Origin of the sequence: Methylobacterium frigidaeris (assembly GCF_022179185.1) — a bacterium.
Taxonomy (GTDB): domain Bacteria; phylum Pseudomonadota; class Alphaproteobacteria; order Rhizobiales; family Beijerinckiaceae; genus Methylobacterium; species Methylobacterium frigidaeris.
On sequence record NZ_BPQJ01000022.1, the window covers coordinates 1 to 14,800 of the forward strand.

Sequence of the window (14,800 nt, forward strand, 5' to 3'; positions counted from 1 at the left end):
AGCGCCGGCGCCCGTTCGGGCTTGCCTTGCACCTTCGAACGCGTCCGTTCGAAGGTGCGGCGGTATAAGGCGGGAGCGCCCGGCCCCTCGGCCGGGCGCTCCCGTCACGCGTCTCAGGCCGAGAGCGTCGCGTTCAGGCTGATCTGGGCGTTGAGCACCTTCGAAACCGGGCAGTTCTTCTCGGCGATGCCGGCGAGCTCGTCGAACTTCGCCTGATCGATGCCCGGGATCTTCGCGGTCAGGGTGAGGGCCGACTTCGTGATGGTGAAGCCGTCGCCGTCCTTCTCCAGGGTCACCACCGCCTCGGTGCGCAGCTCGTCGGCGGTGAAGCCGGCGCCCTGGAGCTGGAAGGCCAGCGCCATGGTGAAGCAGCCCGCATGCGCGGCGGCAATCAGTTCCTCCGGATTGGTGCCCGGCTCGCTCTCGAAGCGGGTGTTGAAGCCGTAGGGATTGCTCGACAGCACGCCCGATTGGGTGGTCAGCTGACCCTTGCCGTCCTTGCCGCTGCCCTGCCAAACGGCGTTCGCCTTGCGGTTCATGCTCGTCTCCCGTGAACTGGAATGGAACGCGGCGGAGCCGTCCCGGCGCCCGCTCACGCGCACAGGTAGGTCACGGCACGGCAAGGTCATCCTCCGGATCCGCATCGATCACCCGGCGGGCGAGGGCGAGCGCGAATCCCGCCCGCGCCATGGCGGCGAGGTCGCGCTCGCGCGCGGCGGCCCGGGCCGGCGGCTGACGGAAGGGCCCGAGGCGGCGGCGCCTGGCGTAGGCGAAGGCGGCCTCGTCCTCGCCCCCGTCCTCCTCCTCCGCCAGAGCCGCGCCGACGATGTCGCGATCGACCCCCTTGGCGGCGAGCTTGGCGCCGATCGCCCGCGCCGAGCCGCCGCGGCGGCGCAAGGAACGCACCTTGGCGGCCGCGAAGGCGGCGTCGTCGACGAGGCCGGCCCCGAGGGCGCGGGCCATCACCGCCTCGACCATCTCCGAAAAATCGTCCGGCGCCTCGCCGCGCAGGCGGCAACGGGTCTCGACCCGGCGTTTCAGCACCCGGCGCAGCATCTCGGCCGAGGCGCCGTAGCGCTCAAGGTAGTACAGGGCCGCCCGTTCGAGATAGGCCGGCGTGATCGGCCGCGCCGCCCTCAAACCGCCATCGCGGCCGGGTTCATCGGCCCCGTCCCGGATCGCCTCCGTCCCGCCGGGGGCGTCCGCCCCAGGCCCACGCGAGGGGTGATGCCGGCGTTTCTGCACAAGCGTGAATCCTTCTTCCTCCTGGTCGCCCTCGCCCTTGGGGCTGTGGCCGGCGCGGTGCTCTACCTGTCGCGGCCGACGACCCTGCGGGTCGCGGTCGGCCCGCGGGACCGGGTGGAAACGCACCTGATCCAGGCCTATGCCGACGCGCTCGCCCGCGCCCGTGAGGATATACGCCTCGAGGTCGTTCCTTACGACGACGTGCGCGACAGCGCCGCGGCCCTGCAGAGCGGCCGGGCCGATCTCGCGGTGGTGCGGCCCGACGTGCGCCTGCCCGAGAACGGCCTGACGCTGGCGGTGCTGCACGACGAGGCGCTGGTGGTGGCGGCTCCCCCGGATTCCGGTATCCAGTCCTTCCCTGACCTCGCCGGCAAGCGGCTCGGCCTCGTCGCCCATCACGGCGCCGACCAGCCGCTGGTCGCGAGCCTGCTCGCCTACTACGCCCTGACGCCGGCGCCCGCCGGGGCCGCACCGGCCCCGGCCGATCCGGGGGGCACCCTGCCCGCGGCCGCCGGCAGCGTCGCCCTGGTACCCCTGCGCGCCTCCGAGATGGCGGCGGCGCTGGCCGAGAACCGGATCGACGCCGCCGCGGTGATCGCCGCGCCGTCGGCGAAATCGACCGCCCGGGTGGTGCAGGCGGTGGAGGCGGCCTCGCCCGGTCACGGCGCGACGATCGTGGCGATCCCCGACGGCGAGGCGATCGTGCAGCGCCTGCCCGAACTCCAGGCCGTGACCATCGCGGCCGGCACCTTCGGCGGCCGTCCGAAGCGCCCGGACGACGAGGTGAAGACCGTCGGCGCCTCCTACCGGCTGATGGCCCGCGCCTCGTTGAGCCGCGACACCGCCGCGAGCGTGACCCAGCACCTGTTCGAGCTGCGCTCGCGCCTCGCCGCGATGGTGCCGACCGCCAACCTGATGAAGGCGCCGGATTTCGACAGTGCCGCCGAGGCGACGAGCGCCCGCCTGCCGATCCATCCCGGTGCGGTCGACTACTACGAGCGCGAGCAGCAGACCTTCCTGCAGCGCTACGAGGACTGGGTCTACCTGGTGGCATTCTTCGGCGGCGGCCTGGGCTCGGCCGTGGCCTGGCTCGGCCAGCGCCTCGCCCGCGAGCAGCGCGCCCGCATCGACGCCGTCCTCGACCGGCTGCTCGCGATCCTGATCGAGGCCCGGGCGACGCAGGAGCCGGCCGCCCTCGACGCCCTGGCGGTCGAGATCGACGGACTCGTCGTCGACGTGGTGCGCCACGCCCGCGAGCACTCCACCGATATCCGCACGATGAGCGCGCTCATCCTGGCGGTCGATGCGGCCCGCGCCGCGGTGGCCGATTGCCGGCGGGAGGGGACGCCGCGAGAGCGGGCCGGGCGGGTGCTGTCGCTGCATCCTGCGAGCGGGGCCTGAGGCCACCCTGCGCGGGAGGGCTCAGGTGATGAGGTGGTCCCGCCGCCTCAAGGCCGGAAACAGCCGTCCCCACAAACCCGCCACCGCCACCGTCGCGACGCCGCCGACCACCACCGCCGGCACCGCCCCGATCAGGGCGGCGAGCGTGCCCGATTCGAACTCGCCGAGTTCGTTCGAGGCGCCGATGAACACGGTGTTGACCGCCGCGACCCGGCCGCGCATCGCGTCCGGCGTCTCGCCCTGGACCAGGCTCTGGCGCACGTAGACGCTGACCATGTCGGCAGCGCCCGTCACGAACAGGCAGGCCATCGACAGGGGCAGGGAGGTCGAGAGACCGAAGCCGATCGTGGCGAGGCCGAACACCCCGACCGCGATCAGCAGCCGCGGGCCGACCCGGCGGGTCAGCGGGCGGTGGGCGAGGAGGATCGCGGTCGCGACCGAGCCGAGGGCCGGCATGCTGCGCAGGAGTCCGAGGCCGAGGGGGCCTACGAACAGCACCTCCTGGGCGAAGATCGGCAGCAGCGCCGTCGCGCCGCCGAGGAGCACCGCCACGAGGTCGAGGGTGATGGCGCCGAGCACCACCGGCTGGGAGCGGATGTAGGTCAGGCCGGCGAGCAGGGTCGCCCAGGTCAGGGCCGGCCGGGCCGAGACGGCGGCGGGCCGCGGCCGGATGCCGATGATGCTGACGGCGGCGAAGGCGAAGCAGGCGGCCGCGAGGCCGAACACCACCGCGGGGCCCAGCGCGTAGAGCAGGCCGCCGAGCGCCGGTCCGGTCACCGACGCGCTCTGCCACAGAGACGAGTTGAGCGCGATGGCGCTGCCGAACTGCTCGCGCGGCACCAGGGTCGGCAGGAGCGCCTGGCTCGCCGGGTTGGCGAAGGCGCGGGCGGTGCCGACGAGCACCATCAGGGCGTAGACCGGCCAGACCGGGGTGGAGTGGGAGGCGGCGAGCGCCATGAGGCCGAGGCCGGCGAGCGCCAGGAGGCCGTAGGACAGGGCCGCGACCCGGCGCCGGTCGAACGTGTCGGCGACGTGGCCGGTGACCAGGGCCCCGAGCATCGCGGGGGCGAAGCTCGCGAGTCCGACGAAGCCGAGCGCGAGGGCGCTGCGGGTCAGGTCGTAGACGAACCACCCCACTGCCACCGCCTGCATCTGGTAGGCGAGGCCGGTGAGGAAGCGGGCGCCGCCGAAGAGCCGGAAGTCGCGGTTGCGGAAGAGCGTCCAGCCGGACGGCGCGGGGGAGAGCATGGTCGGTCCGTGCCCCGCCCAGGCGGCGGGGGTTCGAGGTCGCGCGCCCGCCCCGGGACGGGCTGGCACAGGATCAGGCAAGAGCCTTGCGGATCAGGACCGAGAGGCCGAAGGCCAGGGCGGAGACGGCGATCGAGATCGCGATGTAGAGCGTACGCCGCGGCTGCTGGGCCGATTCCGCCCGCACCGGCTCGACGATCATGCTGAAGAACTCGATCTGCCGGTCGGCGATCATCCGCGAGCGCTCCCGCGCCGCGATCGTCGCCGCGTAGTACTTCTCGGCGGTCTTGCGCTCGGCGTCGAGCTCCTCGAACTTGGTCAGCGTGGCCGAGAGCACCCGGCGCTGCTCCGGATCCTGGTTGGCGGCCTCGCGCTCGATGCGGGCGATGGTCTCGTCGAGTTGGACGATCTGCGCCTTGAGGTCCTGGATGCTGCGGCTGTCGTCGCGCAGGTCGCGCTGGAGCAGGCTGAGCTTGACGGCGAGGCCGATGCGCTGCGAGCGGATCTCGGCGACCATCTTCAGGTTGGTGTCGTTGGTCTTCTGGGCGTCGAGCACGCCGTCCCGGTTGCGCAGGTCGCGCACCGCGAGGTGGAGCCTGGTCAGCCGGGCCTCGGCGCGCTTCATCTCGCGCTCGCTCTCCGCCAGGGCGTCGTTGCGGGCCCGCTCCGTCAGCTGGTTCACCAGCCGCTCGCTCTCGGCCAGCACGGCCCGGCTCAGCGACAGGGAATCGTCCGGATCGAAGGCGTTGATCGCGACCTCGATCAGGCCGGACGATTCGACGCCGACCTTCACCCGCTCGCCCCAGTAGCGCACGAGCTTCTCGATCGGCTTCTCGGGATCGAAGCGGGAATAGTGATCGATGTCGTCGCGCGAGAACATCTTGCGCAGCGGCAGGGTGCGCTCGAGCGTTTCGATCATCGTCCGGCTCTTGATGTACTCGCCGACGATCATCGAATCCTGGGCGATCATCTGGGACGGGATGCTCGAGGTGGTGCCGACCGAATCCGGCGCCGCCTTCTCGGCCCCGCCGATCGCCGGCCGCAGGGCGAAGCGCGCCTCGGTCACGTAGCGGTCCGAGAGGTAGAGACCGAAGAACACGGCGCTGCCCAAGGACGGGATCACGAACAGGAACAGGAACAGGAGCGGGGTGACGATGTCCCGGCGCCGTTGCGCCCGGATCGTCCGGATGGTGGACTTGTTCGGGTTCGAGAAGCGCGACACCCGGGCCGCCTGCCGCAGGGCCTCGCCGATCATCCGGGAGCGGTCGGCGGGGCTGAGCGCCTTGCCTTCCGGATTGCGGGCGTCGATCGTCATGGCGGGATTTCCGGCTGCGGGCGGGGCCGGGGCGCGGGAGGCACCGGCCGGCCGGGAAGACGGGGAAAAGCGGAGGCGGGGGACGGAAGGGCGACGGGGAGCGTCGCGCTCACTGGTTCAGGCGCTGGTAGACTTCGATCGCGTCGTTGATGTCGGGATAGATCACGGCGCGGCCATTCGCCAGCACGATCCCCTGCTGGGCATAGTCCCGGATCGTGTCCATCGAGTGCGAGCACATGATGATGTCGGCATTCGCCCGGCGCTGGCTCCACACCTCCTCGCAGCGCTTGGCGAAGCGGGCGTCGCCGACGCCGGTGATCTCGTCGACGATGTAGCAGTCGAAGGGGATCGCCATGCTCATGCCGAAGGCGAGGCGCGCGCCCATGCCCGAGGAGTAGTTGCGGATCGGCACGTTGATGTAGTCGCCGAGCTCGGCGAAATCCTCCACGAAGGCCAGCACCCGGCGCGGATCCTCGCCGTGGATGCGCGCGACGAAGATCACGTTCTCGCGGCCGGTCATCAGCGGATGGAAGCCGCCGCCGAAGCCGAGCGGCCAGGAGATCCGGGTGGTGCGGATCACCCGGCCCTTCGTCGGCATCTCGCAGCCGGCGATCAGCCGCAACGTCGTCGACTTGCCGGCGCCGTTGATGCCGAGGATGCCGTAGCTCACACCGGGCTTCAGGGTCAGAGACGCCTGGTCGAGGATGGTACGGCGGTACCCGTCCGTCTTGTAGATCTTGGTGACGTTGTCGAGGCGGATCATCGGCGGAAAGGACACGCTCGAAAGGGGTGCGGCCGCCCCCCGACACGCAACGGGCGGGGCGGGAAGCCTCACCGATCATGCGCCGAGCCGGCATCCGCACGGTTAACGAGGCCGGCCGCAGCGGCCGGCAGGCTCGGGATTAGGCGGAAAAAGCGGCGAATCTGAGAAGCCAGCCCTCGGTGGACCCTTGACCGGTCGCGGTCCCCGCCTCCAGCAGACCCACGATGTCCCGCACCAGTTTCAAGTTATTATAAAGAAGAAGCACGATGCGGCGCTATGAGCCCGCGGGATTTTGGATTAAACACCGGCCCCTCTCGTATCACTCCCGGAAAGACGCCCGTGCTGATTGCGTTCCTGATCATGCTGCGCGAGGGGATCGAGGCGGCCCTGATCGTCGGCATCATCGCCGGCTACCTTGCCCAGACCGGGCGGCAGGCCTGGATGCCGGCCGTCTGGGTCGGCGTCGTCCTCGCCGCCCTGCTCTGCCTCGCTCTCGGCCTCGGGTTGCAGGCGATCGGCGCCGAGTTCCCGCAGAAGCAGCAGGAGCTGGCCGAGGGCGTGATCGCGCTGCTCGCCGCCGGCATGCTGTGCACGATGGTGTTCTGGATGCGCAAGGCTGCCCGCTCGGTGCGGGCCGAGCTGCACGGCGCCGTCGACCACGCGCTCGGGCAGGGCGGCAAGGCCAGGGGCGGGTTCGCCCTCGCCGTGATGGCCTTCCTGGCGGTGGGACGCGAGGGACTCGAATCGGTGTTCTTCCTCCTCGCCACGGTGCAGCAGGATGTCGGCTGGGGCGTGCCGGTGGGGGCGGTGCTCGGCATCGCCCTCTCGGTGCTGATCGGCATCGCGCTGGCCAAGGGCGCCGTGCGCCTCGACCTGCGCCGCTTCTTCCGCTGGACCGGGGTGTTCATCCTGTTCGTCACGGCCGGCCTGCTCGCCAGCGCGCTGAAGGCCTTCCACGAGGCCGGCCTGTGGAACCACCTCCAGGCCACCGCCTTCGACCTCGGCCACGTCCTGCCCGCCGACACGGTGCTCGGCACTTTGCTCACCGGCATCTTCGGCTACCAGGAGGCGCCGGCCTGGGGCGAGGTGCTGGTCTATCTCGGCTTCCTGATCCCCGCCCTGTGGGCCTTCCTGGCAGGTGCCCGGCCGGCGCCCGCCGCGCAGCCCCGACACGCCTGAATCCCTCAAGGACGCCCACGATGACCGCCCGCCGGCCGGCCGCCCTCGCCATTCTCCTCCTCGCTGCCGGACGCGCCTCGGCGCAGGCTCCCGAGCCGGTCGCCGTCACGGTGACCGACAAGGGCTGCGAGCCCGCCGCCCTGACGGTCCCGGCCGGCAAGTCGGTGTTCAGGATCAGCAACAAGAGTCGCCGGGTGCTGGAGTGGGAGATCCTCCAGGGCACGATGATCGTCGAGGAGCGGGAGAACATCATCCCGGGCTTCGTGCAGTCGCTCTCGGCGACGCTCCAGCCCGGCAGCTACGAGATGACTTGCGGGCTGCTCAGCAACCCGAAGGGAACCCTGACGGTGACGGCGGCCGCGGCAACGACCGCGGGCACGCCCGACCCGATGGCCCTCGTCGGCCCGCTCGCCGCCTACAAGCTCTACGTGATGGGCGAGGTCGAGGCCTTCCACAGGCAGACCGCGGCCTTCGTCGCGGCGATCAAGGCCGGGACGATCGCCGAGGCCAAGGCCCTCTATCCGGTGGCGCGCCGCCACTACGAGCGGATCGAGCCGGTGGCGTCGCTGTTCAACGACCTCGACAAGAGCATGGACGTCCGCGCCGACGACTTCGAGAAGAAGGAGGCCGATCCGGGCTTCACCGGTTTCCACCGGCTCGAGAAGGGGCTGTGGGCCGACAACAGCACGAACGGGCTGGCGCCCCATGCCGACCGGCTGCTCGCCGACGCCACGGAGCTGAAGCGGCGCATCGCCGACCTCACCATCCCGCCAGCCAAGATGGCGGGGGGTGCCGCCGGTCTGATCGAGGAGGTCGCGGCGACCAAGATCTCCGGCGAGGAGGACCGCTACAGCCGCACCGACCTGTGGGACTTCCACGCCAATGTCGAGGGCTCGCGCAAGATCTTCGACCTGCTGCGCCCCCTGGTGGCGGCACGCGACCCCGACTTCGTCGCCCGCACCGAGAAGAACTTCTCGCGCGTGGACGCGCTGCTGGCGAAGTACCGGACCGAGGATGGCGGCTTCAAGCCCTACGACCACCTGAGCGACCGCGACCGCAACGCCCTGAAAGGCCCGATCACCGTGCTGGCCGAGGATCTCTCGACCCTGCGCGGCAAGCTCGGCCTGGATTGACCGACACCCGATCGACGACCGCCGCAACGATCACCGCATGGCCTCCTGCCCGTTCTCGACCTCCCGCCGCGCCCTGCTGCGCGGGCTCGCCGCCGGCACCGGTGCCGCCGCTTTCGGCTCGACGCAGGGCCGGGCCGCCGACGCGACGCCCTCGGCCGCCAGCGACGGCACCCTCGACCGTCAGCCGTTCCACGGCCCGCACCAAGCCGGCATCGTCACGCCGCAGCCGGCCGCCGCCCTGGTCGTCGCCCTCGACGTCCTGGCCGAGGATCGCGGCGAACTCGCCAAGCTGTTCCGGATCCTGACCGAGCGCTTCGTCTTTCTGACCGCCGGCGGGCCGGTCCCGCCCCTCGATCCGCGGCTGCCGCCGGCGGATTCCGGCATCCTCGGGCCGCAGGTGCTGCCCGACAACCTCACCGCCACGCTCAGCGTCGGCGCGAGCCTGTTCGACGATCGCTACGGCCTCGAGGGCGCGAAGCCGCGGCGTTTACGCCCGATGGATCGCTTCCCCAACGATTCCCTCGACGGCAAGCTCTGCCACGGCGACCTGCTGCTGCAATTCTGCGCCAACACCGCCGAGACCAACCTGCACGCCCTGCGCGACGTGATCCGCCACACCCCGGGCCTCGTCGCCTTGCGCTGGAAGCTCGAGGGCATGCTGCCGCCCCACGTGGTCAAGCGCCAGGGGCAGGACACGGTGCGCAACTTCCTCGGCTTCAAGGACGGCACCGCCAACCTCGATACCCGCGACGACGCCCTGATGCACCGCCAGGTCTGGGTGCAGCCGGGGAGTACGGAGCCGGGCAGCGGGGAGCCGGACAGCAGGGAGCCGACTTGGGCGGCGGGCGGCTCCTACCAGGTGGTGCGGATCATCCGGAACTTCGTCGAGCGCTGGGACCGCACGCCCCTGCGCGAGCAGGAGCAGATCTTCGGCCGTCACAAGGACAGCGGCGCGCCGCTGGGCGAGACCGACGAGCACGCCCTGCCGGACTATGCCTCGGATCCGGCCGGGACACGCACGCCGATGGACGCGCATATCCGGCTCGCCAACCCGCGCACGAAGGAAACCGCCTCCAGCCTGATCCTGCGCCGCGGCTACAACTACTCGGCCGGGATCACCCCGTCGGGCCAGCTCGACATGGGCTTGCTCTTCGTCTGCTACCAATCCGACCTCGATGCCGGCTTCGTCGCGGTGCAGAACCGGCTCAACGGCGAGCCGCTGGAAGAATACATCAAGCCCGTCGGCGGCGGCTACTTCTACGCCCTGCCGGGCGTGAAGGAGCCGGGTGGGTTCCTGGGGCAGGGGCTCCTGGTCGGGGCCTGACCGGGGCTCGGCTGATCGACATCCAGCACGTCGTCCCGGAGCCGCATAGCGGAGCCCGGGACGACGGAGCCGGTGTGATATCCGTTGAGAGTGCGGGATCGACCGGTCAGCGCATCGCCTCGCGCTGCGCCAGGGTCGTCGGCGCGCCGGATTTCTGGATCAGGCCGTCGATCTGGTCGCGCTGGCGGCGGAACTCGGCGAGGAGCCGGCCGTCGAGCTCGCGGCCGCGGGGCACGCGGATCTTCATCGGGTCGACGAAGTGGCCGTTGATGATGACCTCGTAGTGCAGGTGCGCGCCGGTCGAGAGGCCGGTGGAGCCGACATAGCCGATGATCTGGCCCTGGCGCGCCTTGGCGCCGGCGCTGACGCCGCGGCCGAACCGCGACATGTGGTTGTAGGTGGTGACGTAGCCGTTGGCGTGCTGGATCTCGACCCGGCGGCCGTACCCTGAATCCCACTCCGCCTTGATGATCGTGCCGTTCCCGGCGGCGAAGATCGGGGTGCCGATGCGGATCGACCAGTCGACGCCGGTATGGAGCTTGGCGTAGCCGAGCACCGGGTGGCGGCGATAGCCGAAGCCGGAGCTCATGTTGCCGTCGGCGACGGGCTTGCGCAGCAGGAACTTCTTGAGCGAGCGGCCGGCCTCGTCGAGGTAGTCGATGCTGCCGTCGTCGGGCGACTGGAAGCGGTAGATCCGCCGCGATTCGCCGCCGAGATTGAGGGCCGCGAACAGGATGTCGGGCCGCTCGGCCGAGCCGCCGGATTCCTCGTCGTAGGTGTAGAACAGCTCGATGCCGTCGCCGGTGGCGACGCGGCGCTGGAAATCGACGTCGTAGCCGAAGATCCGCACCAGGTCCTCGACCGTCGAGCGCGGCAGGTCGTAGCGCGCCGCGGTCTCGTAGAGGCTGGCGTAGAGGCGGGCACCCGTGCCCTCCTCGTCGTCCTCCGCCTCCTGCTTCGGCGCAGGTTTCTGCGCCGCGCCCTCCGGCACCGGCGGAGCCACCGACACGAAGGCGCCGCGGTCGTTCATGGCGGCGATCGCCTCGACGCCGGATTCGCCGTAGAGGATCACCCGGGTGAGCTGGCGCGGGTCGCCGGCCCGGGGCCCGGGGCCGACCTGGAGCCGCATCTGCTGGCCCTCGCCGATCGTGCCGGCCCTTGCCCGGGTGCCGAGAGCCGCGAGGATCGGGCGGATCTGCTCGTCGAGGCCGCCATTGGCCCTGAGCACGCCCTCCAGGGTCTCGCCGCGCTTGATCGCGACGTCGCGCTCCTCGACCAGCGGCGCGTCACGCTCCCGCTCGATCTTGGCGAGATCGGTGACGTTCTCGCGCATCACCCGGACCTCGATCGACTTGAACGGGCCGGAAGAACCGCCGAATTCACCGCCGCCGTCGAGGCCCGGCAGCGCTGCCATGCTGCGCAGCGTGCGCGAGAGCATCAATTGCGGGGCGATGGGGAGCGCGGCGCGGCGTCCGGCCTCGGCGGCGAGCCGCCGCTCTTCCTCGATCTGCGCCGCCACGTCCTCGTCCGAGAGGGCGGGCGCCCCGGCCGGGACCGCGAGGTCGCCGAGATCGCGCTTGACGACCGACACCTCGGCATCCGGGGCCTCGGCGGCACTCTGCGCCTCCGGGGCCCGGTCGGTGCCCGGATCGGCGAAGAACCGCATCGGGTCGAAGGCCGGAATGTCGGTCGCCGCCATCCCGGCGGTGGCCGAGAGCGCGGTGGCGATCCGCACGAAGGGCCGGACCTTGATGATCTCGCGCTCGCCCGCCCGCAGGGTCACCGGGGCCTTGAAGCTCTGCTTGGCGAGCGCCACCATCGGGTTGCGCACCAGCCGGTCGCCCTTGCGGGCGAGATTGGTGCCGCCCTCGCTGGCGACCGGGCGGGGTGCCACCGTGACCGCCTGCGGCAGCTCCGCGAAGGTGACCTCGCCCTGCAGCGAGACCCAAATCGCCGAGCCGATGAGGCCGGCGCCGGTCATGCCGGTGAGCACGCAGGCGGTGAGCCAGCGCAGGTTGACGTCGCGCCGGTCGGATCGCGGCGAGGCGGCGCCCGAGAGGTCGAGGGGCGGCTCCCGGCCCGGATCGGCGGTCCGGCCGCGAGGCGCCTGCTGGGATCCGACCGGGTCGAGCCGCGCGCGCTTCACCGTCTCTCCTTCGCCTTCTCGTTCCGGTGCCGCCGCGGACATGCCACGACGGCGAAAAGGACGCCCCGGTCCGCTCCGCAGCACCGCGACCATGCGTGGCTCACGCAGGGAAATCAACGGCGGGCGGGAGACGCATCCCCAATCGGCCGCATGCTCCGATGCGGCCCGGGTCCGGGGCTGTCTCTCCGGCGCCAGCATGTCAGGATTGAGGCGTCGGGCCCGCTCCCCGTGGCGCCCGATCGTGCCGCATGGCCGGCGCCGCCCGGACCCGCTTCGGGCGAGGGCATACAACATCGATCCGTGCGGCACTTCTCCCGGTGCAGCCGATTCCCCCGCGGCCCGACCTGAACTACGGTTCCGCCGATCCTTCCCGGGAGTTTTCCATGACGCGTCGTCACGCCGGCCTCGCCGCCGCCCTGCTGCTCCTCTCCTCGCAAGCCGCCTTCGCGCATCCGGGCCACGGCGACGCGGCCGGGCTCGCGCACGGCTTCGCTCATCCCCTGAGCGGGGCGGACCACCTGCTCGCCATGGTGGCGGTCGGCCTGCTGGCGGCGGCGCGGGGAGGGCGGGCCCTCTGGGCGGTGCCGCTGGCCTTCCTCGGCATGATGGCGGTCGGCGGGGCGCTCGCCGCCGCGGGAAGCGCGCTGCCCTTCGTCGAGACCGGAATCGGCCTGTCGGTGGTGGCCTTCGGCCTCGCGGCGGCCTTCGGCGCCGGACTGCCGCTGGCGGCGGCGCTTGCCCTCGTCGGGACCTTCGCGGTGTTCCACGGCTACGCCCACGGCGCCGAGATGCCCGAGACCGCCTCCGGGCTTGCCTACGGAATCGGCTTCCTGGCGGCGAGCGCGCTCCTGCACCTCGCCGGAATCGGCCTCGGATTCGGCGCTGGCCGCGTCGCTCAAGGTCGCGCGCTGCCCTTCGCCGGCGCCGCGGTGGCGGTGGCGGGCGTGGCGGTGCTGGCTGGAATCCACTGAAAGCACGGCCGGGGGCCGCGCCGCGGCCCCGGTCAGCCCGGATTGACGGCCGTCGCGAGCCAGCAGGCGGCGCCGAGGCGTACCGGCCCCTCCGCCGGCATCGCGTCCCGCAGCGCCGCCAGGGCCCGCTCGCGCAAGGCCGGATCGTCGATCTCGCGCAGCAGCCCGGCGATGGGCCCGACGGTGGCGGAGAAGCGCGTGGCGGCCTCCGGGTCAGCGCCGATCTCCAGAGGGCACTCGATGGGGGCGACCGCGGCGCCGGTGAAGCCGGCCTGCCCCAGGAGATCGACCAGCGCCTCGCCCTCCGCGAACCGGAACGGGCCCGGACTGCCGGGGGGCGAGGCCGCGGGCTCGGGCACCACGCTCAGCACCGCGGCGCGAGGCAGGCTCACCCACGGATTCTCGGCCAGCGCGCGCCAGCACAGGACGGCGAGGCGGCCCCCCGGCCGCAGGGCCCGCCGGATGTTGGCGAAGGCCGCGCACGAATCCTCGAAGAACATGACCCCGAACCGCGACAGCGCGACATCGTGCCCTCGGTCGTGCTCCTGCGCGAGGGGATGGGTCTGGGCGTCGGCCTCGATCCAGCGTATCGGCGCGCCGGTGGCCGGCCGGGTGCGGGCCCGGGCCAGCATCGGCCGGGACACGTCCACCGCCGTGACGCCGCCGCCGGCGCCTGAGCGCGCGGCCGCGAGCAGGGCGATCTCGCCGCAGCCGCAGCCGATATCGAGCACCCGCTCGCCGGGCCGAAGGCCGGCCCCTTCGAGCAGGGAAGCGGTGAGCGGCGCGAAGACTTGGTCGAGCTCCGCCTGCATGCCGGCCCAGCGCGCGCCGACATCGCCGTTCCAGTACTCCGTCTGGGTGATCGGCTCCGGCATCGGCTCAGCCCTCGTCCCGTGGGTCCCGCCGCAACGCTACAGCCTGCGCGAGACCGGGGACAACCGGGACCGTCTCAGGTCGACTTCCGGGGCCGCCCGCGCCGCGCCGCGGGGGCACCGCCCGGGGCGCCGCCGTCGCCCTCGGCCCCGCGCAGGCGCCGCCGGCCGAGGCCGCTGTTCTTGGCGAGTTCCGAGCGTTGCGAGGCGTAGTTCGCCGCGACCATCGGGTAGTCGCGCGGCAATCCCCACTTCTCGCGGTACTGCTCCGGCGAGAGGCCCCGGCCGGCGAGGTGGCGCTTGAGTGTCTTGTAGGGCTTGCCGTCCTCGAGGCTGATGATGTGGTCCGGCGTCACCGTCCGGCGGATCGGGATCGGCGGCTCGGGCTTCGGCGGCTCGGGCGCGGGCGGTGCCATCAGCTGGGTCAAGGTCGAGTGGACGGCGCCGATCATCGGCGGCAACTCGTTCGGCGGCACCGCATTGTTGGACACGTAAGCCGTGATGATCGCGGCGCAAAGATCGACGACGCGGTCACCAGAGCCATTCTCCTCGACATTCATCGCCCAACCCCGTCTGCATCCGTGATAAAGAATGCATGACGACGATCAAACGTCAAACAGACTGCGCGTTCACCGAGGTTAATCCTGTGGAGGTAACCAGTGTTCCTCAGTCAGTTGGGATGAGCGCAGGCTAACTTTTGTTTATGAAAAGGGCTACGCTCTTCGATGTAGGGGGCCGTCGCGGAGGGGCCGGCACGCGGCCATCGGACGCGGCGCCGGCGCGGATGCGCGGCATCGCGATCAGCAGGGGATAATCTGGGGATAAGTCTTAGGAGGGATCCGCCCGGCGGCGGATGAATGGTCGGAGTGGCAGGATTTGAACCTGCGACCCCCACGTCCCGAACGTGGTGCGCTACCAGACTGCGCTACACTCCGACGCGCCCGAAGGCACGGGTATCATACAATCAAAACATCTTGTGCAGATGTTTGAAGGTCTCGGGAAGACTCAGCCTCGTGAGAGGGCTGGTCGGAGTGGCAGGATTTGAACCTGCGACCCCCACGTCCCGAACGTGGTGCGCTACCAGACTGCGCTACACTCCGAACGGCCGGCCGTGGCCGACGACCGGGCTTATAGCGGGGGCATCCGGGGGCCGCAAGGCCGTTCATGCGCGATGGCCGAGTTTCTTGAGCCGGCGCTTTTCGG

General features: G+C 71.5%; 13 protein-coding genes and 2 tRNA genes. 5 read left to right on the forward strand and 10 right to left on the reverse strand.

Going from position 1 to position 14,800, the window contains the following annotated elements; all coding sequences use genetic code 11:
* Positions 1–113 precede the first annotated feature (113 nt).
* Both MFF64_RS21395 and MFF64_RS21400 read right to left on the reverse strand, forming a co-directional pair.
* Positions 114–539: an OsmC family protein gene (locus MFF64_RS21395; protein WP_099908227.1), complete on the reverse strand. Its 426-nt coding sequence runs from the start codon at positions 537–539 to the stop codon at positions 114–116.
* Between the two features lie 70 nt (positions 540–609).
* Positions 610–1,140 carry a regulatory protein RecX gene (locus MFF64_RS21400; protein WP_238192355.1) on the reverse strand — a complete coding sequence of 177 codons (531 nt, stop codon included), beginning with the start codon at positions 1,138–1,140 and terminating at the stop codon, positions 610–612.
* Between the two features lie 87 nt (positions 1,141–1,227).
* Here MFF64_RS21400 and MFF64_RS21405 point away from each other — a divergent pair, with 87 nt between their 5' ends.
* The gene (locus tag MFF64_RS21405; protein ID WP_238192356.1) at positions 1,228–2,646 is read left to right on the forward strand and encodes a TAXI family TRAP transporter solute-binding subunit; all 1,419 of its coding nucleotides are present in this window, start codon (positions 1,228–1,230) and stop codon (positions 2,644–2,646) included.
* A 21-nt stretch (positions 2,647–2,667) separates the two neighbouring features.
* On the opposite strand, the gene MFF64_RS21410 is transcribed toward MFF64_RS21405, so the two are convergent.
* The 3 genes from MFF64_RS21410 to MFF64_RS21420 form a co-directional block, all read right to left on the reverse strand.
* Positions 2,668–3,894 carry an MFS transporter gene (locus tag MFF64_RS21410; RefSeq protein ID WP_238192357.1) on the reverse strand — a complete coding sequence of 409 codons (1,227 nt, stop codon included), beginning with the start codon at positions 3,892–3,894 and terminating at the stop codon, positions 2,668–2,670.
* 73 nt (positions 3,895–3,967) lie between these two features.
* Complete coding sequence (locus MFF64_RS21415; RefSeq protein WP_099901735.1) at positions 3,968–5,209, reverse strand: KpsE/RkpR family capsule polysaccharide export protein; 1,242 nt, start codon at positions 5,207–5,209, stop codon at positions 3,968–3,970.
* A gap of 109 nt (positions 5,210–5,318) precedes the next feature.
* On the reverse strand, positions 5,319–5,972 hold the full coding sequence (locus MFF64_RS21420) for an ABC transporter ATP-binding protein (protein WP_238192358.1): 654 nt from the start codon (positions 5,970–5,972) through the stop codon (positions 5,319–5,321).
* A 339-nt stretch (positions 5,973–6,311) separates the two neighbouring features.
* Between MFF64_RS21420 and efeU the strand changes: the two genes are divergently transcribed.
* Genes efeU through efeB form a run of 3 tightly spaced genes read left to right on the forward strand, consistent with a single transcriptional unit; the run spans position 6,312 to position 9,608 of the window.
* Complete coding sequence (efeU, locus tag MFF64_RS21425) at positions 6,312–7,151, forward strand: iron uptake transporter permease EfeU (protein ID WP_099904194.1); 840 nt, start codon at positions 6,312–6,314, stop codon at positions 7,149–7,151.
* Positions 7,152–7,171: 20 nt separating this feature from the next.
* Positions 7,172–8,284 (forward strand): iron uptake system protein EfeO, encoded by a 1,113-nt coding sequence (gene efeO / locus MFF64_RS21430; protein ID WP_099904192.1) that lies wholly within the window; start codon positions 7,172–7,174, stop codon positions 8,282–8,284.
* Between the two features lie 37 nt (positions 8,285–8,321).
* Positions 8,322–9,608 carry an iron uptake transporter deferrochelatase/peroxidase subunit gene (efeB, locus tag MFF64_RS21435; protein WP_099904191.1) on the forward strand — a complete coding sequence of 429 codons (1,287 nt, stop codon included), beginning with the start codon at positions 8,322–8,324 and terminating at the stop codon, positions 9,606–9,608.
* A 106-nt stretch (positions 9,609–9,714) separates the two neighbouring features.
* Here efeB and MFF64_RS21440 read toward each other — a convergent pair whose 3' ends face one another.
* Complete coding sequence (locus MFF64_RS21440) at positions 9,715–11,754, reverse strand: M23 family metallopeptidase (RefSeq protein WP_238192359.1); 2,040 nt, start codon at positions 11,752–11,754, stop codon at positions 9,715–9,717.
* 383 nt (positions 11,755–12,137) lie between these two features.
* On the opposite strand from MFF64_RS21440, the gene MFF64_RS21445 reads away from it, so the two are divergent.
* Positions 12,138–12,725, forward strand: coding sequence for a HupE/UreJ family protein (locus MFF64_RS21445; RefSeq protein WP_099904361.1), 588 nt, complete (start codon positions 12,138–12,140; stop codon positions 12,723–12,725).
* Positions 12,726–12,757: 32 nt separating this feature from the next.
* On the opposite strand, the gene MFF64_RS21450 is transcribed toward MFF64_RS21445, so the two are convergent.
* The 4 genes from MFF64_RS21450 to MFF64_RS21465 all read right to left on the reverse strand — a co-directional run bounded on the left by MFF64_RS21450 (position 12,758) and on the right by MFF64_RS21465 (position 14,697).
* The gene (locus tag MFF64_RS21450) at positions 12,758–13,600 is read right to left on the reverse strand and encodes a class I SAM-dependent methyltransferase (RefSeq protein WP_099904363.1); all 843 of its coding nucleotides are present in this window, start codon (positions 13,598–13,600) and stop codon (positions 12,758–12,760) included.
* Between the two features lie 74 nt (positions 13,601–13,674).
* Positions 13,675–14,157 (reverse strand): Ros/MucR family transcriptional regulator, encoded by a 483-nt coding sequence (locus MFF64_RS21455; RefSeq protein ID WP_099904365.1) that lies wholly within the window; start codon positions 14,155–14,157, stop codon positions 13,675–13,677.
* Between the two features lie 298 nt (positions 14,158–14,455).
* Positions 14,456–14,532, reverse strand: a tRNA-Pro gene (locus tag MFF64_RS21460).
* Positions 14,533–14,620: 88 nt separating this feature from the next.
* Positions 14,621–14,697: transfer RNA gene (locus MFF64_RS21465), tRNA-Pro, on the reverse strand.
* Positions 14,698–14,800: the final 103 nt, after the last annotated feature.